Genomic DNA, 20,415 nt, shown 5'->3' with positions numbered 1-20,415 from the left:
TGGGGTGCGGCAGGTGTGGGACGCGTGGGGGAGCGTGCTGGTGGTGTGGGCGCTGGCGGTGCCGGTGGTCGCGGCGGGCGGATTCTGGTTGGCGCGGTGGCGGATTCGGCGCGGGCGAGCGCGCGAACAGGCCGTGCGATGGACGGTGGCCGAGGCGGCCATCCTGGTCGGCACCCTGCCCTGGATCTGGATGATCCTCACCCCGGCTCACGGTGAACGCAAAGTCATCCTGATCCCGCTGCTCGATCTGTTCGAAACCCTGCTCGAGGCATCCAGCAACACCGTGGTGCAGGTGGTGGCCAACACCATCCTGTTCATTCCACTGGGTTTCTTTCTGCCCCGGCGGTTTCCGTGGTTCGCGACGGTGCCGCGCATGCTGGCGGTCGGCGCGCTGCTCTCCGCCGGGCTCGAAACCGCCCAATACGTGCTGGATCTCGGCCGCTGGTCCTCCATCGACGATGTGCTGATGAACGCGTCGGGCGCCGGTATCGGCGCGTGGCTGTCGCTGCGGTACTCAGCCCAGCGACCGGTCGCCGAGGGATTCGGCGAGCGTGCGCAGCAGGGGGACCAGGGTCTCGCGATCGGATCCGGCGAAATCGGCAAGTAGCCGTTCGGAATTGGCGGCGTGCAGCGGCAGCAGCTTGTCGACCAGTTCGCGGCCCGCATCGGTGAGCTGCACGCGGATGGCGCGGCGATCGGACGGATCGGGCACGCGCTCGACCAGGCCCTTGGCGGTCATGCGGTCGATACGATTGGTGATGGCGCCCGAGGTCACCATCAGCGCCTTGTTCAAAGCGCCTGCGGTGAGCCCGGTTTCGCCACCGTTGCGCCGCAGCGTCGACAGCAGGTCGAACTCCCAGAACTCCATGCCGTGCCCCTTGAAGAACTCGGCGAACTCGCGATCCAGGATGCGGGCGATGCGGGTCAGACGACCGGTCACCTCCACGTAGGAACAGTCCACTTCGGGGCGGATGCGGGCCCAGGCGGCGCGGATCTCGTCGACGGCATCGGACATCAGGACTCCTCTTTACGGTAAGTATCTCAACATCAAGATACTTGACATCGAACTAACCGGATGCTTTTATTTCAACGTTGAGATTATCAATGAGGAGCTAACGATGAACATCAGCCGCACCGGATACGCCGGAACTCTGGCTCTGACCGGCCTCGCACCGCTGGTTTGGGGATCCACCTACGCCATCACGACCGAGTTCCTGCCCGCGGACCGGCCGTTGTTCACCGCTCTCATGCGGGCCCTGCCCGCCGGTCTGTTGCTGCTGGCCGTGACCCGGAAGCTGCCGCAGCGGGAGTGGATCTGGAAGGCCGGCGCGCTCGGCGTGCTGAATATCGGGGCCTTCTTCCCGCTGCTGTTCCTCGCGGCCTACCGGCTGCCGGGCGGCGTCGCCGCGGTGCTGGGGGCCGCCGCGCCGCTCATCGCGCTGGGGCTGGCCACGGTCGCGCTGAACGAGAAGATCAACGCACGCAAGATCGCCGCGGCCGTCATCGGCATGGCGGGCGTCGCGCTGGTGGTGCTGCGAGCCAGTGCGGCCCTCGACACCGTGGGCGTGATCGCGGGTCTGCTGGGCGCCACCTCGATGGCCGCGGGCACCGTGATGACCAAGCGCTGGGGACGGCCGGAAGGCGTTGGGCCACTGGCTCTGACGGGCTGGCAGCTGACCGCGGGCGGCATCATGCTGCTGCCGCTGGCGCTGCTCGTCGAGGGCATGCCGCCCGCGCTGACGCTCACCAATGTCGGTGGCTACCTGTTCCTGGGTCTGATCGGTACCGCCGCCGCGTACGCCATCTGGTTCCGCGGACTGGCCAAGGTCAATGCCACCTCGGTGTCGTTCCTCGGCCTGCTGAGCCCGGTCTCGGCCGCCGTGATCGGCTGGGCCGCACTGGGACAGGCGCTGGCCCCGCTGCAACTGCTGGGCATGGCCATCGCACTGGGTGGCACGCTGCTCGGCCAGCTGGCCACCGCACCCAAGGCCATCGCCGTCACGGTGACGAATGATGGTGCCGCACAGCACGGTTCGAACGTCAAGACCGCTGCCTGATCGGCGTGACCATCACCTAAGCAACTATGAAGGAGAACGAAAAGCCATGCGTATCACGATCTTCGGAGCATCGGGTGGAGTCGGCAGCCGCACCGTACGGGAAGCGGTCGCCCGGGGACACGAGGTGGTGGCGGTGGCACGCAACAGCGCCGGGCTGGCCGGACTGCCGGAAGCGGCGGAGGTGCGGACGGGGGATGTGTCCGACCCGCAGCAGGTGGCGGCGATCAGCGCGGGCAGCGATGTGGTCATCAGCGCCACGCGGCCGGTCGCCGGGCAGGAGAACGAGCTGGTTCGAGCCGCGGTGGGATTGCTGGAAGGGTTGGCGGACAGCGAGATCCGGCTGCTGGTGGTGGGCGGGGCGGGCAGCCTCACGGTGCCGGGCACCGGCAAGACCGTCATCGAGCAGCCCGGCTTCCCGGCCGATTGGGTGCCGATCGCGGATGCCTGCAATCGGCAGCTGGCGGTCTTCCAGGACTCCGGGCCCGGCGTGGATTGGGCCTACGTGAGCCCGGCCGCCATGCTCGAGCCCGGGGAGCGCACCGGCTCCTACCGGCTCGGCGCGGACGAACTCATCGCGGATGACGAAGGCAATTCGGCCATTTCGATGGAGGACCTGGCGGTGGCGCTGGTCGACGAGGCGGAACGGCCCAAACACCATCGCACTCGATTCACCGTGGGGTACTGAGTGGATTCCGGCTGAGAGCATGCCGGAATGACGGGGGTGGGCTGCCGGAATGATGGGGCGAGATGCGAAGGGCGCGACCGGGAATCCCGGCCGCGCCCTTTTCGTCTGTGTGCAGCGAGCTCAGAAGACCCGGAAGCCCGCGCCGACCTTGCCGTGCGCGTCGATATCCGCGAGCACCATGGTGATGCTGGTGGCCAGCTCCGGCTCGTGGATGATGTCACCCGCGCCCTTGCACAGCGGCAGCTCGATATTGATCGGGCCGGCGGTGAAGTTGGTGGCCGCCACGACCATGCCGACCAGGCGGTCGCCGATCAGCACCGGGCCGCCCGAGTCACCGTGGTTGGCGCAGACCTGGGAGCGGAAGTACTCCGGCTGCGATTCCCACACCAGACCGCAGGTGTAACCGGTGGTGCGGCCGTTCTTGCAGACGGTGTCGCCGACCTTCGGGTTGGAGCCGATGCCGTTGATCACCGACTGCGCGACCTTGCGCACCGGAGCGACGCGATCGGCATTGAGTTCGATGACGGCCCAGTCGTTGTCGTCGCTCTTCTCCGAGATCACCCCGATCACCCCGGATTTGGTGGACTTCTCGGCGAGCAGGCGCGCGCCCACGTCACCGCAGTGCCCGGCCGTAATAGCGACCAGTCGGTTCTCCCGGTCGTAGCCGACCGCGGTCAGCGTGCACTCGGAGACCTGGTCCTTGGTGGTGAGGTCCTCGACGTAGACGCCGGAGCCACCGCCCAGGGCAGCCGGACCGGCCGCCTGCGCGCCGGCGGAGGAGACCAGCATCGGCGCGGAGAGGGCCGCTACCAGCGCGACCGCCCGATGCAGAATTCGGGCACGGCCCGCTGTGAACATGTGTTGCCTTTTCCCCAAAGGTTGAACAGAAGATGAATTGGCGTGGGCGAAACGAAAAACGGTGTAGCCCAACGTGCCGGGCGATCTTGTCACGGCTACCAGCCAGAATCAAGAGCGGACCGGTCGGTGACCGATGTGTCGGCCGATTCGCCGGGCGCATACTGAATGGGCTTGACCTTGACGCTGCGTCAACTTGCATCCTGAATCCATCGAGGCGAACGAGCGAAGAAAGGAACGAACAGTGGCGACCGAATGGTCCATCCAGGAACTGGCCAAAGCCGCCGGCACCACCAGCCGCACCCTGCGGCACTACGGTGCGCTCGGCATGCTGCCGCCCACCCGGATCGGGCACAACGGCTACCGCTACTACGACCAGGACTCGCTCGTCCGCTTGCAGCGCATCCTGCTGCTCCGCGAACTCGGTCTGGGCCTCCCGGCCATCGCCGAAATCCTCGCGGGCCAAACGGATACCGCCGCAGCCCTGCACACGCATCTGGACCTGTTGCGACAGGAACAGGACCGGATCGCGCGGCAGATCGCCTCGGTGCGAACCACATTGCGCAAAACGGAAGCAGGTGAGCCACTCATGGCCAAGGAAGTGTTCGACGGATTCGACCACACGCAATACCAGGACGAAGTAATCGAGAAGTGGGGCAGGGCCGCCTACGAGCGGGGCGACCGCTGGTGGCGCTCCATGACCGAGGCCGACAAGCAGGCCCACGGCCAAGCCCACCTCGACATCGCCGCCGACTACGGCCGCGCGCACGCCGCCGGCCTCCCGGTCGACAGCGCCGAAGTGCTGGATATCGTGCAGCGCCACTACGACTGGGTGACGGTCGGCTGGCAGGGCAAGCGCCCCACCGCCGAAGCCTTCACCGGCCTCGGCGAAATGTACGTAGCCGACCCACGTTTCGCCGCCAACTACGACAAGCACGGCGCAGGCGGCGCGATCTACGTCCGCGACGCCATGCGCGCCTTCGCCGAAACCCGCCTCTAGTTCCGCCGGCTCAGTCGCCCAGACCGGTGAGTTCGATCTCCATATCGAAGGGGTCGGTTGTGCGCAGTACCTTGCGATGGACGTCCACCGGCGCGTACTGACCGGTCATTTCGTCCAGGCGATAGGCGTAAACGACCGGCTGGGAGTCCTCGGCTTCGATTCGCCAGAAGTGGGGGATCCCAGCGCGTGCGTAGTCCATCGGGCGGATCATTCGATCTTTGCGGCGCGTTCCCGGAGAGACGATTTCAACTGCCAGGGTTACCGCGGACTTCGGAAGCACGTTCTCGGTGGGTAGGGCCGCGGCCCGGGTGACGACCAATATGTCCGGCACCGGAGCGAAGTCGTCGGTGATCGCGATGGCCTGCTCGACCTCGACCGCCAAGTCGCTCGGGCAGCTTTGCTCCATAGCGACGGCCATGCGTCTCAGCACTCGGTTGTGCCACATGGAGGCCGGAGCCATCATCACGGCAACACCGTCCTCGAGTTCGAAGCGGAATCCGGGGTCATAACCAGCACGCAGGTCGGCCACTGTCAGTCCACCCGGCGCAGTCTGCATCTGACGCGGTTCGGCGGTCACCGTCACCTCCTAGGTTCTACCCCGGATCCTGCCTGCACGATGCTGCTTGTCCGCATTATCGTGCAGGCCCTCGGCGTTTCGCTACGCCGCGCACATGGATTGCATGACGCCGCGCAGGATCGGCATGCCGTAGGTGGTGGGGGCGAAGGCGAGGGTCTGGGCGATGCCCAGGGGAGTGGTGATGGTGGAGGCGACGCCGGTGAAGCCGGCGATGGTGTTGCCGAGGGTGAGCAGCAGGCTGGTGGTGTCGAGGGTGAGGGTGATGAGGTCGAAAGCGTTCTCCACCTTCACATCACCGAGGGGGACGGTGTTGAGGGCCTTGCCTTCGTAGATGTCGAAGCCGAGGTTGGCCAGGAAGGTCAGCGGGCCGTAATCCATGGCGTTGACCAGCGGGCCGAGTTCTTCGATGCGGCGCATGGTGACGATCTCGGCCACCCGGTTGTCGCGCAGGAAGCCTTGCAGGGCATCGGCATTGGCGTGGACGGCGGTGGTGTCGACGCCCAGTTCGGGGTGCGCGGCGAGGAAGGTGCGGGTGCGCTCGACCAGGTCGGAGGTCTTGAGCTCGGCCAGGGGAGTGCAGGCGCCATCGGCCTTGACGAGCTGGTTGGCCAGGTCCAGCAGCGGCTGGGGGACGGCTACCTGTTCGTCGGGCAGATCCAGTTGCAGCTTCTCGTAGGCGTTGGGCGCCTTGCAGGTGCGGGCGACCTGGGCTTGGACGGCGCGGGCGAGGGACTTCACGCCGTTGAAGATCGCGCCGACGATGGGCTTGAGGATGAAGCCCGCGGTGGGGACCAGGCTGGCGGCCAGCTGGGCGGGGACCTTCACGATGCGGGTGGCGAGGATGAAGATCTCGATGACGTCGTTGACGGTCAGCTGGGAGACCGAGACGGTCTTGTTGATGCTGCCGGTGCGGATCGCGTCGAGGGTGTTGACCAGGTACGTGACGATCGGGTCGTCCAGGAATTGCAGCCGGCCGCCCGAATCGGCGGAGTCGGCGGGCAGTCCGCGCTTGTGCACGGTCACCTGCGCGATGCTCTGCCGGAAATCGTCGACCTGTTGGTCATAGGCGGACTGCTGTCCGGCCGGCACGACCGAGCGGACCGCGGTGGCCGCGGTGGTGACGATGTCATCGAAGGTTGCTGCGCCATCGCCACAGAGGCCGATGGTGTCCGCGACCTCGACGGTCGCCAGGGTCTCCTCGGCCGCGCGGGCGGGCGCGGCGGCGGGGATGAGGGCGGCCGAGCCGATCATGGCCGAGAGGGTGAACGCACCGACGAGCGGGGCGAGACGGTGAAACCGCATGTGAATTCGTCTTCCGGGTCGAGCGTCGGCTGCGGGCGGGCAACTGCAACACGGCATAACAAACTGGTCGGACGATCAGTTCGAGCCTATGTAATACAGGTCTCATGACACGTCTGTCAGCACTTCGGTGAACTCTGGGCAAAATTTCCCGGTGAGCGGAACGACGCTCTCCCGGCCCCGCCGTATCCTCCGGAATCCGCAGCACCCGGAGCCCACGCACGCCGAGCGGGGATGCCGGTAGTCTGGGCAGCCGTGACCGTCGCATCCCCCTTCGATCTCATTGTTGTCGGCTCCGGATTCTTCGGGCTGACCGTCGCGGAACGCACCGCCAGCCAGCTCGGAAAGCGCGTACTGGTGATCGACCGCCGCTACCACCTCGGCGGCAACGCGTATTCGGAGGCGGAACCCGAAACCGGCATCGAAGTCCACAAATACGGTGCGCACCTGTTCCACACCTCGAACAAGCGGGTGTGGGATTACGTGAACCAGTTCACCGAATTCACCAACTATCAGCATCGCGTCTTCGCCATGCACAAGGGCCAGGCGTACCAGTTCCCCATGGGCCTGGGTTTGATCTCGCAATTCTTCGGCCGCTACTTCACCCCCGACGAGGCCAAGGCGCTGATTGCCGAGCAGTCCGCCGAGGTCGACTCCAAGGACGTCACCAACCTCGAGGAGAAGGCCGTCTCGCTGATCGGCCGCCCGCTCTACGAGGCGTTCGTCCGCGACTACACCGCCAAGCAGTGGCAGACCGATCCCAAGGAACTGCCGTCGAGCATCATTTCCCGGCTCCCGGTCCGCTACAACTTCGACAACCGGTACTTCAACGACACCTACGAGGGTCTGCCGAAGAACGGTTACACCGCGTGGCTGACCAAGATGGCCGAGCACGAGAACATCGAGGTCCGTCTCGATACCGACTGGTTCGAGGTGCGCGATGAGATTCGCGCCCAGAACCCGGACGCGCCCATCGTCTACACCGGCCCGCTGGACCGCTACTTCGACTATGCCGAAGGCGAACTCGGGTGGCGCACCATCGATTTCGAGACCGAGGTCTTGAACACCGGTGACTTCCAGGGCACTTCGGTGATGAATTACAACGACGCCGACTTCCCCTACACCCGCATCATCGAATCGCGGCACTTCCACCCGGAACGCGATTACCCCAAGGACAAGACGGTCATCCAGCGCGAATTCTCCCGCTTCGCGCAGACCGGCGACGAGCCCTACTACCCGATCAACACCCCGGAGGACCGCGCCAAGGTGCTCGCCTACCGCGAGCTCGCCAAGGCCGAAACCGCCTCCGCCAAGGTGCTTTTCGGTGGCCGCCTGGGCACCTACCAGTACCTGGACATGCACATGGCCATCGGCGCGGCGCTCAGCATGTTCGACAATGTGCTGCGCCCGCACCTGGAATCCGGCGCCGCGCTGGTGGACAGCGCCGAATGACCGCCCAACTCGAGCTGGAAGCCATGAGCATCGACAGCCGCGCCAAGTCCCTGCTCCAGCGGATCATCCTGCCGCGCCCGGGCGAACCCCTGGACGTGCGCAAGCTGTACCTGGAGGAATCCGAGACCAATGCCCGGCGCGCGCACGCCATCACGCGTACGGCGCTGGCCATCGGGGCCGAGTCCGAGGTGTCGTTCTGCACCTACTTCAACGCGGTCCCGGCCAGCTACTGGCGGCGCTGGAGCGTGCTGAAGTCCGTGGTGCTGCGGCTGGAGCTGTCCGGCCACGGGCGGGTGGACGTCTACCGCTCCAAGGCCGACGGCTCGCGAATCCACGTGCAGGGCAGCGAATTCACCACCCCCGGTGATGGCGCGGCCGCCGCGGCGTTCGTCGAATTCGAGGTCGATCTGGGCCCGTTCGAGGACGGCGGCTGGATCTGGTTCGACATCACCACCGACTCGCACGTCGAAATGCGCAGCGGCGGTTGGTACGCGCCGATCGAAGCCCCGGGTGAAGGCAGCATCGCCGTCGGCATGCCCACCTTCAACCGGCCCACCGACGCGGTGAAAACCCTTGCGGCGCTGGGTTCGGACCCGCTGGTGCTGGAGAAGATCAAAGCCGTCATCATCCCCGACCAGGGCACCAAGAAGGTCGTGGACGAGCCGGGCTTCGCCGAAGCCGTTGTGCCGCTGGGTGATCGGCTTGCCATCCACAACCAGCCCAACCTGGGCGGGTCCGGTGGCTACAGCCGCGTCATGTACGAGGCGCTCAAGACCACCGACGCCGAGTTCATCGTCTACATGGACGACGACATCGAGATCGAGCCGGACTGCATCCTGCGCGCGCTCGCCTTCTCGCGATTCGCCAAGTCGCCCATCCTGACCGGCGGGCAGATGCTGAATCTGCAAGAGCGCTCGCACCTGCACGTCATGGGTGAGGTCGTGGACCGCTCCATCTTCATGTGGACCGCGGCCCCGAACGTTGAATACGACCACGACTTCGCCAAGAACCCACTGCGCGACCGCGACAACTCCAAGCTGCTGCACCGGCGCATCGACGTCGACTTCAACGGCTGGTGGACCTGCGTGATCCCGCGTCAGGTGGCGGAGGAGATCGGGCAGCCGCTGCCGCTGTTCCTCAAGTGGGACGATGCCGAATACGGTTTGCGCGCAAGGGATCACGGCTACCCGACGGTCACCCTCCCCGGTGCCGCCGTTTGGCACATGGCCTGGTCCGACAAGGACGACGCCATCGACTGGCAGGCGTACTTCCACCTGCGCAACCGCCTGGTCGTCGCCTCCCTGCACCTGCCCAACGACGGCCGCCCGATGGTCGTCAACACCATCAAGGCCACGCTGAAACACCTGCTGTGCCTGGAGTATTCGACGGTGGCCATCCAGAACGAGGCCATTCGCGATTACCTCGCCGGCCCGGACAAGCTGTTCGACCTGCTCCCCACCGCGCTCGGCAAGGTGCACGCCATGCGCAAGGAGTTCCCGGACGCCGTGGTCGTCCCGTCCTCCACCGAACTGCCCATGGCCTCCCGGGCCGAGGTCGGCGCGGTCGGCGAACCGGGCAATCCGCTGGCCAAGGTGGCGCGTCTCGGCAAGGGCGTGCTGCACAACTTCCGCAAGGCCAATCCCGCGCATCACGAGACCCCGCAGCTGAACGTCCCCACCCTGGACGCACGCTGGTTCCTGCTGTCGCAGGTGGACGGCGTCACCGTCACCACCGCCGACGGCCGCGGCGTGGTCTACCGCAAGCGCGATCCGCGTAAAGCCATGGAGCTGTTCAAGGAAGCCATGCGCCTGCGCCGGGAGCTGGCCGAGCGTTTCCCCGAAGTGCGCGAGCAGTATCGTCGCGCGCACGCGCATCTCACGAGCAAGTCGGCGTGGGAGAACGTCTTCGGTATCGACTCGACCGAATCCATTTCAGGAGAAGAGCGCAAATGACCGCTGCGGAGTCCGCGACCGCGGACCGCGGGCTGCACGTAGTTCCGGAGACTCCGGAGGCCGTGCCGCCCGCGACGGGTGAGGTCAAGATCCTCAACCTGGTGCAGGGCACCATCGGACAGCAGCCGGGCGCCATCAAGGCCGCGCGCGGTATGTCGCATTTCGGCGAGCATTCGCTCGGCTGGATCGGCATCGCCGCCGTCGGCGCGCTCGTCGACAAGCCGCGCCGCCGTGAGTGGGCGGGCGTGGCCGTCGGCGCGTTCGGTGCGCACGCCGCCTCGGTGGTGATCAAGCGGATCGTTCGCCGTAAGCGCCCGCATCACCCGTCGGTGCAGGTCAACGTGTCGACGCCGTCGAAGCTCAGCTTCCCGTCCTCGCACGCGACATCCACCACGGCGGCGGCTGTGTTGCTCGGCAGGCTCACCGGGCTACCCTTGCCTGCGGTGCTCGTCCCGCCGATGCTGCTCTCCCGGCTCGTCCTCGGAGTGCACTACCCCTCCGACGTGCTCGCCGGCTCGGCGCTGGGTGCCGCATCAGCTGCCGCCGTGCTCGCTGCCGAAAAGAGATTCGCGAATTGACCGCCCAGGAAAGAGCCCTTGTTGACATGAGCGAAGAGCCCACCAGCACCGACCTGGACGAGGCGGTCATCAAGGGACCGCCGAAGACGCTGGCCGGTGGCCTGGTCAAGGCCATGCGGCCGCGGCAGTGGGTCAAGAACGTGCTGGTGCTGGCCGCGCCCATGGTGGCCGGCAAGAACCTCGCGACCGGCGATTTCATCATCGCGAACTGGACCGTCATCGGGCACGTGGCCATCGCGTTCGCGGTGTTCTGCCTGGCCGCGTCCGGCATCTACCTGGTCAACGACGCGCTCGACGTCGAGGCCGACCGGGCGCATCCGACCAAGCGCTTCCGGCCCATCGCGGCCGGTGTGGTGCCGGTGAACCTGGCCTACGTGCTGTCGTTCGTGCTGCTCGCGGGCTCGATCCTGTTGTCGTTCACCGCGAATTGGCATCTGGCCGTGGTGATGGGCGTCTACATCGCCATCCAGCTGGCCTACTGCTTCGGCCTCAAGCATCAGGCCGTGCTCGATATCGCGATCGTCTCCTCGGGCTTCCTGCTGCGCGCGGTCGCCGGTGGCGCGGCCGCGGACATCAAGCTGTCCAAGTGGTTCCTGCTGATCATGGCGTTCGGCTCGCTGTTCATGGCGGCCGGAAAGCGCTACGCGGAGTTGAAGATCGCGCTCGACACCGGCGCCAAGATCCGTAAGTCGCTGGAGTACTACACGCCGACCTACCTGCGGTTCGTATGGACGCTGTCGGCCACCGCCGTGGTCGTGTTCTACGGTCTGTGGGCGTTCGAACCGGATCACGCCAACAACACCTGGTTCGCGGTGTCGATGATCCCGTTCACCATCGCCATCCTCCGGTACGCGGTCGACGTCGACGGCGGCGAAGCCGGTGAGCCCGAAGAGATCGCCCTGGGGGACCGGATCCTCCAGTTCCTCGCAATCGCCTGGATCGGAGCGGTAGGTGTCGCTGTCTATCTCACCTGACGTGGTAGAGGGAGAAGAGCGAGTCGAGGGCGCGCCGACGGCACAGTTGCCGGTCGGTCGCGCCCGTCGCCGTGCGGACGACGCACGGCTGTCTCGACTATCCCGCGCTACCTTCGTCGGTGGGATCGCGCTGACAGCGGTCCTTTTCGCGGCTGGTGGCTGGCAGCGCCGCTGGATCGCCGACGACGGTCTCATCGTGCTGCGCACGGTGCGCAACCTGCTGGCGGGCAACGGTCCCGTCTTCAATGCGGGCGAGCGCGTCGAGGCGAACACCAGCACCGCCTGGACCTACATCGTCTGGTTCTTCAGCTGGCTCACCCAGATCCGGCTCGAGTACGTGGTGCTCGGCATCGCGCTCACGCTGTCGGTGCTGGCGGTCGTGTTCGCCATGATGGGTTCGGCTCGGCTGTGGGGCGGTTCGGCTTCGCAGTTCCTGCTGCCCGCGGGCGTGCTCGTCTATATCGCGCTGCCGCCCTCGCGTGATTACGCCAGCTCCGGGCTGGAATCGAGCCTGGTCATCTTCTGGCTGGCGGTGCTGTGGTGGGCGCTGGTGCGCTGGTCGCAGGCCGAGAAGGTGCGGCTGCCAGGCTTTTTCGCGCTGGTCTTCTGGGCCGGTCTGTCCCCGCTGATCCGCCCGGAGATGACGCTGGTCGGCGCGCTGGCCTTGATGATGATCTTCCTGGCGCCGGTGCCCGAAACCCGTTTGCGGCCCTGGGTGTTCCGCGGGCTGATCGTGGCCGTCGCGGGCATCGTGCCGGTGGCCTACCAGATCTGGCGGATGGGTTACTACGGCCTGCCCTACCCGAATACCGCGGTCGCCAAGGACGCGGGCGGGGCCAAATGGGGTCAGGGCCTGGTCTACTTCTGGAACCTGATCGGGCCGTACTGGCTGCTGGTGCCGCTGGCGCTGCTCACCGTCGTCGCGGGCGTGCTGGTGTGGACGCGTTCGGGTACCCGCGGCGGACGGCACGCACTGGGCACGGCCGGGGCCGCGGACGGCGGAAAGCCGGACCTGCGCACCCGGATCCAGCGTTTCAGCCGGTGGCTGCGCACGCCCACGGCCGTCGTGGTGCTGATGGTCGGCAGCGGGCTGCTGCTCACCGTGTACGAGATCCGCGTCGGCGGTGACTTCATGCACGGGCGCATGCTGCTGCCGCAGCTGTTCTGCCTGATCCTGCCGGTCGCGGTGATTCCGCTGCGGCTGCCCGAGAACCGGAAGCCGGATTGGGTTTTCGCGGTGGTGCTGGCGGCGTTCCTCGGCACCGCCGGGTGGGCGCTGTTCGCGGCCAACACCACGGCCATCAAGACGGGGACCAAGATCAGCTCGACCGGCATCGTGGACGAGCGCGTGTATTACGTGCTGAACACCGGGCACGATCACCCGATCCGGGCCGAGGACTACCTGGACTATCCGCGCATGCGGGCCATGGTCAAGAACATCACCGAGACCCCGGACGGCGGGCTGCTGCTCAATTCGCCGTCGTTCATGTTCTGGTATGTCGCGCCGCCGCCGCAGCCCATTCCGGATGAGGGTGCGGGGCATACGGTGTTCTTCCTGAACCTGGGCATGACCTCGATGAACGTGCCGCTGGATGTGCGCGTCATCGATCAGATGGGGTTGGCGTATCCGCTTGCGGCGCATACCGAACGGCTGACCGACGGCCGCATCGGGCACGACAAGAACCTCTACCCCGACTGGGTGGTCGTGGACGCGGGCATGGTCGACAAGCACCCGTGGATGCCGTGGTACCTGGACGACCGCTGGACGGCGCAGGCGCGAGTCGCCCTGACCTGCCCCGCGACTCAGGATCTGCTGGCCTCGACGCGTGCGCCGCTGACCTTCGACCGCTGGCGGCACAACGTCCAGCAGTCGCTGGCCTTCGCCAAGTACCGCATCGACCGCGTACCGAAGTACGAGATCGAGCGCTGCAAGCTGGTCGACCCGACCCTGGTGCCGCCCAGTTAGTTCGGGACAAGAAATAAGAGCGACCCCGCGCCAGTTGGCGCGGGGTCGCTTGCTTCCCCCCGTCCTTCCCGCGTGCTTTTAGCGGGAATCCACACAGTGGGCGTGTGGATCCCGGCTAAGAGCATGCCGGGATGACGGGGAGGCGAGGGGGATTGGCCCCCTTTATCACGGTTGTCCCACAGCTTTACTATTCCTGTATCGATTCGGTAACGCCAAGGCATATGTTCCGCGATAACATCTGCGGACAACTCTTCTGACGGCCTGAGTGATCTTGTGCCGCAAGGGTTGTCGCACGGGACGAAAGGCCGATGAAGGATGCGGGGCGTAACTGTGAATGGTGGGGCACAGTCGGGCGGCGGACGTCCGATCACGCGGCGGGGGCTGCTCAAAGGAACCTTGGCGGGCGCGGCACTGGCCGCCGCCGCGCCACTGATCGGTTCCATCGCCTCCCCGGCAACCGCGCGAGCGGCTTTCAACTCCGACGGCTTCGACTTCTATGTCGATTCCGCGACCATGGGACCGGTCAAGAGCCGGGTTTTCCGTGCCGCGGACGGCAATACGAACCGCGTGCTCTACGCCCTCGACGGCATGCGCGCCCGCGACGACCTGAACGGCTGGGAGATCGAGACCGAGGTCGCGCGCGAACTCACCAAGCAGAACATCAATGTGGTGATGCCGGTCGGCGGCCAGTCCAGCTTCTATACCGACTGGAACGCCGCCAGCACCTTCCTGGGCAGCTCCGCCGGAACCGACGCGGGCCGAACCAATTCCGGCTCCTCGCAGGTCCTCGCGGGCGGCCCCGGCAAGTCCTACGCCTACAAGTGGGAGACCTTCCTCAGCAAGGAACTCCCCACCGGCCTGCGAGATCGCCTGGGCTTCAGCTCGACTCGCAACGGCGTCGTCGGCCTGTCCATGAGCGGCAGCTCCGCGCTCATGCTGGCCGCCTTCTACCCCGGTCAGTTCTGTTATGCCGGTTCGTTTTCCGGCGCGCTGAACATGTCCGATTCGGTGATGCGCAACGCGGTGCGGGTCGCCATGCTCGACGCCGGCGGTTTCAATGTCGAGTCGATGGCCAAGACCACCTCGCAGTGGCAGCACCTGGACGCGTACTCGTTCGCTCCGAAGTTGAAGGCCAACGGAACTCGCATGTGGATCTCCGCGGGCAGCGGCCTGCCGACCTCCAGCGACGCGCTGAACATGACGACTTTGCAGGGCATGGGCATCGAGGCGGTGGCGCTGATGGGCACCCGCGCCTTCCAGTCCCGCTACGCCGGCCTCGGTGGCTCCAACGTCACCTACGACTTCCCGGGGGTCGGCGTGCACAACTGGAAGAACTGGGAGGCACAGCTCTACAAGATGCTGCCGGACCTCTCGGCGAACATCGGCTGATGCGGCGGCGCTATGGATTCGACAAGCGGGATTTGTCCCTTGTTTTGTATCCAGGCGCAGCTCCGCGCCACTTTTTCGGCAGAGAGTGGCGCGGGTCACTTCTGTCTCGATCTGATAACGCCCCGTTAGTCATCACACGATAGGCTCCCCGAGACCTCCGGCCCGTGGTCACGAACACACGACCGGAAAAGCGTGAGACAACGACAGGAAAGGCCGGACAGAACATGCGAGGCGAGAGACGTCTGAGATCCCGCAGCGGTTGGCTCAAGAGATCGGTGCTGGGTGTCGCTTTGGCGACGTTGCTACCGTTCGGGGTGTCGGTGGCAGGAGCCGGAGCCGCACACGCGGCCTATAACCCATCAGGATTCGACTTCTACGTGGACTCCGCGTCCATGGGCCCGGTCAAGTCGCGAATCTTCCGCGCGGCCGATGGCAATACCTCTCGCGTGGTCTATGCCCTCGACGGCATGCGCGCCGGCCAGAACCTCAACGGCTGGGAAATCGACACCAATGTGGCGCAGCTGCTGACCAGCTGGAACATCAATGTCGTCATGCCCATCGGCGGCATGTCCTCGTTCTACGCCGACTGGAACGCGCCCTCGGCGCTGCTGAACCTGCCGGCCGGTTCGTCCTCCGGCTCCGCCTCGGGTTCGGGCACCGGCTCGTCCTCCGGTTCGGGCGCGCTCCAGATGTTCGACGGCGGCCCCGGCAAGTCCTACCGCTACACCTGGGAAACCTTCATCACCCAGGATCTGCGCAACGCGCTGCGCGACCGCCTCGGCTTCAACCCGAACCGCAACGGCGTGTTCGGCCTGTCCATGGGTGGTTCCGGCGCGCTGACCCTGGCCGCCTACCACCCGGACCAGTTCAGCTACGCGGGCTCGTTCTCCGGCTACCTGAACATCTCCGCGCCCGGTATGCGGGAGGCCATGCGCATCGCCATGATCGATGCCGGCGGCTACAACGTCGACTCGATGGCGCCGCCGTGGGGCCAGCAGTGGCTGCGCATGGATCCGTTCGTCTTCGCGCCGATCCTGAAGAACAACAACACCCGCCTGTGGATCTCCGCCGCGAGCGGTGTGCCCGGCGCGGGCGATGTCACCGGCGTCATGTCGGTGATCCAGGGTGTGCCGCTGGAGGCCCTGGCACTGGCCAACACCCGGGCTTTCCAGGTCCGGATGGCGACGCTGGGCGCCAATAACGTCACCTATGACTTCCCGGGTACCGGTGTGCACAACTGGCAGAACTGGGAGGCCGAGGTCAACCGCATGGTCCCCGACCTGTCGGCGAATATCGGCTAGCTCCACGACGCTCGAAACCGAGGCCCCGCGCTGTCCGCGCGGGGCCTCTTTTTCATCTCCAATCAGACTCGCGGGCGGCGACACGCTGAACACGCCGAGATGGGCGTCCGATACTCGTTCTGTACCGAAGATCAGTTCTGCAAGGTCGGGTTGTTCCAAGCTCCAGACGAGAGGGCTAGGTCGATGCGGTGTAGTGGGGTCAAACGCGCGGTATTGGGCATAGCGGCGGCGCTGCTACTGCCGAGCGGGATAACGGCGTATCAAGCGCCACCCGCGGCTGCGGCCTTCGACCCGTCCGGATTCGACTTCTGGGTCGACTCGCCCGTGATGGGACCGATCAAGACGCGCGTGTTCCGCGCCGCCGACGGGAACACCAATCGCGTCGTGTACGCCCTGGACGGGCAGCGCGCGACCGAGATCCTGAACGGCTGGGAGAACGACACCAATGTGGCCCAGGTGCTCACCTCCTGGAACATCAATGTGGTGATGCCGGTCGGCGGCGAGTCGAGTTTCTACGCGGACTGGAATTCGCCGAGTTCGTTCTTCGGCGTCCCGGCGGGCGCGGGTTCGTCGGCGGCCAATACCGGTTCCGGCGCGACCGAGGCGCTGGGCGGCGGGCCGGGCAAGAGTTACCGGTACGACTGGGAAACCTTCATCACCAACCAATTGCGGTGGGCGTTGCGGGACCGGCTGGGCTTCAACCCGTATCGCAACGGCGTCTTCGGCCTTTCGATGGGCGGCAGCGCGGCGCTGACCCTCTCGGCCTACCACCCGGACATGTTCAGCTTCGCCGGATCCTTCTCCGGCTACTTGAACATCTCCGCGCCGGGTATGCGGGAGGCCATTCGCACGGCCATGATCGACGCCGGCGGCTACAACGTCGATTCCATGGCCCCGCCGTGGGGCGAGCAGTGGCTGCGCATGGATCCGTTCGTCTTCGCGCCGACGCTGATCGCCAACAACACCCGCCTGTGGATCGCCGCGGGTAGCGGTCTGCCCATGCAGCAGGACCTCGACATCCCGTTCGGCGCGGCCGCCGACCGGCTGGTGCGCGGCGCGCCGCTGGAAGCCTTGGCGCTGGCCAACACCCGCGCCTTCCAGGTTCGGATGGCCACCCTCGGCGCGCAGAACGCCGTGTACTCGTTCCCGCCGTACGGCCTGCACGCCTGGACCAACTGGCAGGACGAGGCGTATCGGATGATTCCCGACCTGTCGGCGAATATCGGCTGACGGGCCGGGCCGCGGGTCAGCGCGGGCTGTTCAAGACCGCTGACCCGTTGGCCACGATTCCGACGCCGGTTCCGAAGAGGTTGGCGAGGACGCCGAGAATTTCCAGCATGGCTGTGTGCCTTTCGTTCGAATCTCAGTTTTCGAGGGCGGTGGCGAGGTCCCGGAACACCGGGTGCCGGTAGAGCAGCATCAGCTGCATGGGCAGTCCGTTGTCGGACAGTTCGGTGCTCAGGTGGATCGCCGCCAGTGAATTGCCGCCCGAGAGGAAGAAGTTGTCCTCGGGGTTCGGTGCGGCCCCGAGCACAGTCTGCCAGGCCGCGGACAGGATCTCCTGTGCCGCTGATGTTTTCGTGATGCCGACTGGATCCGCGGCCGGGTGTGCCGCGGCGAGCGGGTCCGGGAGGCGGGCGGTATCGGCTTTGCCGTTGGTGGTGAGCGGAATCGACGGCAGCGGCGTGTAGGTCGCCGGGCGCATGTACGCGGGCAGGGTGCGCTCCACCATGCCGCGCAGTTCGATCAGGTCGAGGTCGCCGACCACATAGGCGTCCAAGCGCGGAGTCGCGAAGCGGCCGTTGGCATTACAGACCACGATCGCGTCCTGTACGCCGGGCCGCCGCCGGATGCTGTTGCGGATCTCGTCCAGTTCGATGCGATAGCCGTTGATCTTGATCTGCTGATCGATGCGGCCCAGATGCTCCAATGTCCCGTCGGGCCGCACCCGGCCCAGATCCCCGCTCCGATACCAGCGCTGCCCGTCCGGGCCCGCCACGAACCGGCCGGCCGTCAGCGCGGGGTTGCCGGAGTAGTAGAGCGCCAAACCCGCTCCGGCGACCCAGATCTCGCCCGGGAAGCCCGGCGCCACCGGCTGCAGATCGGGACCGAAGACGGCGGTCCGCCAGCCGGGAATCGCGCGCCCCACCGAACTCGGGGCCCGCAACGCGACCTGTTTGGACACCGGCTGGATGGTGACGTGCACGGTGGTCTCGGTAATGCCGTACATGTTCACCAACCGGCAGCGCCGCTCCGGATAGCGATCCAGCCAAGCGGAGGAACTGCTCCCCTGCAAGGCTTCTCCGCCCAGGATCACCAGCCGCACGGATTCCAGCAGTGGAGCCCGAGCGTCGTGATGCACCAAATGGGCGAAGGCCGACGGCGTCTGATTCAGCACGGTGACACCGGAATCACGCAGCAGCGCATGGAATGCCGCCGGATCGCGGGCGGTGTCCTTGCCGACCACCACCGCGGTTCCACCGGTGGCCAGCGCGCCCCAGATCTCCCACACCGAGAAATCGAAGGCGGGGGAGTGGAATACGCTCCACCGGTCATCCGGCATCAGCGCGAACTCCGCTTCCAGCGCGTCGATCAACGCGAGCGCGCTGCGATGCGCGATCACCGTACCCTTGGGGCGGCCGGTGGTACCCGAGGTATAAATGGCGTAGGCGGGCGCGTCACCCGAAAGCAATTGTGGCAATGCGGCATTCGCGATCAGCGGGCCGGTCAGCTCCGCGATCGACACCACCGCGATGTCCTCCGGCAACTGCTCGACCAACTCCGCTTCGACCACGGCGACGCGCGCCCGCGAATCCTCGACGATGTAATGCAGCCGCTCGACCGGGAATTCGATATCGACCGGCACATAGGCCGCGCCACATTTCCAAATCCCCAGCATGACCGCGAACAACCGGGCCGATTTGGCAGCCGCCACCACCACGAAATCCCCCGGCAGCACCCCGAGTTCCAGCAGCCCGGCCGCGATCGAGCCGGACAGCTCGTCGAGCTCCCGGAACGTCAGCGCGCCCGCGCCGTCCTGGACGGCGATCGCGTCCGGCCGAGCCGTCGCCTGTCCGGCAACCCGCTGTTCCACCCGCTCGCCCGATGCCACCGGCGACCCGAACTCCGCAACGACCGCGCCGATTTCGGTGGAAGCGAGGCCGAGGCCGGAGCGATCCGGTTGGGACTGGCGAAGGCGTGCGTCAGGTCCGGTCTCGGCCGGGGCCGGGGCCGGATCCGGGGACGTGAAGTGGTGGCCGGGGTAAAGCGGTTCAGCCTGCTGAAGGCGTGCGTCGGGACCGATCCCGTGGACCGGTGCCGCGAACTCCAGGTCGCGAATGGACAAGTCCGGGCCGGACTTTCGCACCTGTCGGTAAACGGCCGCGAACGCACGCGTCAGCGGTCGGAGTCGTTCCGGTGACTCCGCGGCCGGGCCGCGTACCCAGAGCCGGACGGTGTCCGATCCCGGGCCGGGCCGAATCACGACGTCGAAGTCGCGGGCGGGCTGGTCACCGGGCAGGTACAGCGCCGCCGCGCCGGTGTAATCGGTGATGCGCACCGATCGCAGCACCGCACCGGCGTCGGTGGTGTCCACCGCTGGTTCGGCGAGCGCCAGCCGCGACGAAATGTCCTTGATCGAGCCGTGGCCGTCGACCTCACAGACCGCGTATCCGTTTCCGGGCCCCACGCCGGTCGGCCGGCCCGCTGTTTCCAGCAGCGTGTCGGTGGTTCGCAGGTGCACACTCAGCGTCGCGGTGTCCACGAAGCGGGCCAGCGTCGCGACGATCGCGGCGGCCAGCTCGTCAACGCGGTGATCCGCGCCCCACGCGATGTCGAGCTGCGTGCTCGGGCCTTCCGCGAGGCCGGTGCCGGAACATGCTCCGAAACCTTCGAGCTCGGCGGTTCCAACCGTGGAATCTGCTCCGCGCCCGTCGAATTCGGCGAGCTGGGCGATGGATCGGGCCCCGTATCCGTCGAGTTCGGCGAGTACCGGTCGCGGGTCCGCCGCCGTCAGCAGCACGACGTCCGCCGCGCCGTCGGGGTATCGGGTGCAGGTCAGCCGGGCCCGCAGGCCGCCGCCGAGCGGGTGCCGTAATCGCTGCCGGACGAGTCGCGCGGCGGGCTGCGAGGTGGCAGCGAAAGGCACGCTGCGGCACCAGGTTCCGATCTCGCCGGGCGTGATCCCGAGTGCGGCGGCGACCATGCCGGTCAAGGCCGCATCGGTGGGCGCGGTCCGCAGCCGCACCGCGATACCGACGATCGGCGCGACCTCGGCCCCGGCGGCCGGGCGGGCGTGGTGAGTCGTCATAGCCGGCCTTCTCTACGAGGA

Annotated in this window: 17 protein-coding genes; 12 read left to right on the top strand and 5 right to left on the bottom strand. The window is 66.8% G+C overall.

Annotated elements, in window-relative coordinates:
• Positions 1-4: 4 nt before the first annotated feature.
• Positions 5-607 carry a VanZ family protein gene (locus NI1_RS26535; protein WP_067825837.1) on the top strand — a complete coding sequence of 201 codons (603 nt, stop codon included), beginning with the start codon at positions 5-7 and terminating at the stop codon, positions 605-607.
• Here the strand turns inward: NI1_RS26535 and NI1_RS26530 are convergent.
• Positions 515-1,015, bottom strand: coding sequence for a MarR family winged helix-turn-helix transcriptional regulator (locus NI1_RS26530; protein ID WP_067825835.1), 501 nt, complete (start codon positions 1,013-1,015; stop codon positions 515-517). The two genes, NI1_RS26535 and NI1_RS26530, sit on opposite strands and share 93 nt — an antisense overlap.
• Positions 1,016-1,118: 103 nt before the next feature.
• Between NI1_RS26530 and NI1_RS26525 the strand changes: the two genes are divergently transcribed.
• Both NI1_RS26525 and NI1_RS26520 read left to right on the top strand, forming a co-directional pair.
• Complete coding sequence (locus NI1_RS26525) at positions 1,119-2,057, top strand: EamA family transporter (protein ID WP_067825833.1); 939 nt, start codon at positions 1,119-1,121, stop codon at positions 2,055-2,057.
• 46 nt (positions 2,058-2,103) lie between these two features.
• The gene (locus NI1_RS26520; protein ID WP_067825831.1) at positions 2,104-2,742 is read left to right on the top strand and encodes an NAD(P)-dependent oxidoreductase; all 639 of its coding nucleotides are present in this window, start codon (positions 2,104-2,106) and stop codon (positions 2,740-2,742) included.
• A gap of 120 nt (positions 2,743-2,862) precedes the next feature.
• Here NI1_RS26520 and NI1_RS26515 read toward each other — a convergent pair whose 3' ends face one another.
• Complete coding sequence (locus NI1_RS26515) at positions 2,863-3,600, bottom strand: S1 family peptidase (RefSeq protein ID WP_067825829.1); 738 nt, start codon at positions 3,598-3,600, stop codon at positions 2,863-2,865.
• Positions 3,601-3,841: 241 nt separating this feature from the next.
• On the opposite strand from NI1_RS26515, the gene NI1_RS26510 reads away from it, so the two are divergent.
• Positions 3,842-4,597: a MerR family transcriptional regulator gene (locus NI1_RS26510; protein WP_067825827.1), complete on the top strand. Its 756-nt coding sequence runs from the start codon at positions 3,842-3,844 to the stop codon at positions 4,595-4,597.
• 10 nt (positions 4,598-4,607) lie between these two features.
• Here NI1_RS26510 and NI1_RS26505 read toward each other — a convergent pair whose 3' ends face one another.
• Positions 4,608-5,180, bottom strand: a complete 573-nt coding sequence (locus NI1_RS26505; RefSeq protein WP_067825826.1) for a Uma2 family endonuclease — start codon at positions 5,178-5,180, stop codon at positions 4,608-4,610.
• 75 nt (positions 5,181-5,255) lie between these two features.
• A complete protein-coding gene (locus tag NI1_RS26500) occupies positions 5,256-6,476 on the bottom strand; it encodes a hypothetical protein (protein ID WP_067825824.1) in 1,221 nt (406 codons plus the stop codon).
• A 252-nt stretch (positions 6,477-6,728) separates the two neighbouring features.
• Between NI1_RS26500 and glf the strand changes: the two genes are divergently transcribed.
• The 8 genes from glf (at position 6,729) to NI1_RS26460 (ending at position 17,315) form a co-directional block, all read left to right on the top strand.
• Positions 6,729-7,925: a UDP-galactopyranose mutase gene (glf, locus tag NI1_RS26495; RefSeq protein WP_245663409.1), complete on the top strand. Its 1,197-nt coding sequence runs from the start codon at positions 6,729-6,731 to the stop codon at positions 7,923-7,925.
• Positions 7,922-9,877: a glycosyltransferase gene (locus NI1_RS26490; RefSeq protein ID WP_067825820.1), complete on the top strand. Its 1,956-nt coding sequence runs from the start codon at positions 7,922-7,924 to the stop codon at positions 9,875-9,877. The genes glf and NI1_RS26490 overlap by 4 nt, the downstream gene beginning before the upstream one ends.
• Positions 9,874-10,455 carry a phosphatase PAP2 family protein gene (locus NI1_RS26485; RefSeq protein ID WP_084523738.1) on the top strand — a complete coding sequence of 194 codons (582 nt, stop codon included), beginning with the start codon at positions 9,874-9,876 and terminating at the stop codon, positions 10,453-10,455. The genes NI1_RS26490 and NI1_RS26485 overlap by 4 nt, the downstream gene beginning before the upstream one ends.
• A gap of 26 nt (positions 10,456-10,481) precedes the next feature.
• On the top strand, positions 10,482-11,429 hold the full coding sequence (locus tag NI1_RS26480; RefSeq protein ID WP_067825818.1) for a decaprenyl-phosphate phosphoribosyltransferase: 948 nt from the start codon (positions 10,482-10,484) through the stop codon (positions 11,427-11,429).
• A 1-nt stretch (position 11,430) separates the two neighbouring features.
• On the top strand, positions 11,431-13,395 hold the full coding sequence (locus NI1_RS26475) for an arabinofuranosyltransferase AftB family protein (protein ID WP_439957300.1): 1,965 nt from the start codon (positions 11,431-11,433) through the stop codon (positions 13,393-13,395).
• 396 nt (positions 13,396-13,791) lie between these two features.
• Positions 13,792-14,784: an alpha/beta hydrolase gene (locus tag NI1_RS26470; RefSeq protein ID WP_067825816.1), complete on the top strand. Its 993-nt coding sequence runs from the start codon at positions 13,792-13,794 to the stop codon at positions 14,782-14,784.
• A gap of 224 nt (positions 14,785-15,008) precedes the next feature.
• Positions 15,009-16,085: an alpha/beta hydrolase gene (locus NI1_RS26465; RefSeq protein WP_067825814.1), complete on the top strand. Its 1,077-nt coding sequence runs from the start codon at positions 15,009-15,011 to the stop codon at positions 16,083-16,085.
• A 183-nt stretch (positions 16,086-16,268) separates the two neighbouring features.
• Positions 16,269-17,315 (top strand): alpha/beta hydrolase, encoded by a 1,047-nt coding sequence (locus NI1_RS26460; RefSeq protein ID WP_067825813.1) that lies wholly within the window; start codon positions 16,269-16,271, stop codon positions 17,313-17,315.
• A 133-nt stretch (positions 17,316-17,448) separates the two neighbouring features.
• On the opposite strand, the gene NI1_RS26455 is transcribed toward NI1_RS26460, so the two are convergent.
• A complete protein-coding gene (locus NI1_RS26455; RefSeq protein WP_067825811.1) occupies positions 17,449-20,394 on the bottom strand; it encodes a non-ribosomal peptide synthetase in 2,946 nt (981 codons plus the stop codon).
• Positions 20,395-20,415 lie beyond the last annotated feature (21 nt).

This window comes from Nocardia inohanensis NBRC 100128, from assembly GCF_001612945.1.
GTDB classification, from domain to species: Bacteria; Actinomycetota; Actinomycetes; order Mycobacteriales; family Mycobacteriaceae; genus Nocardia; species Nocardia inohanensis.
Note: the sequence above shows the minus strand (reverse complement) of the source record. Positions and strands in the feature narration are given on the sequence as shown.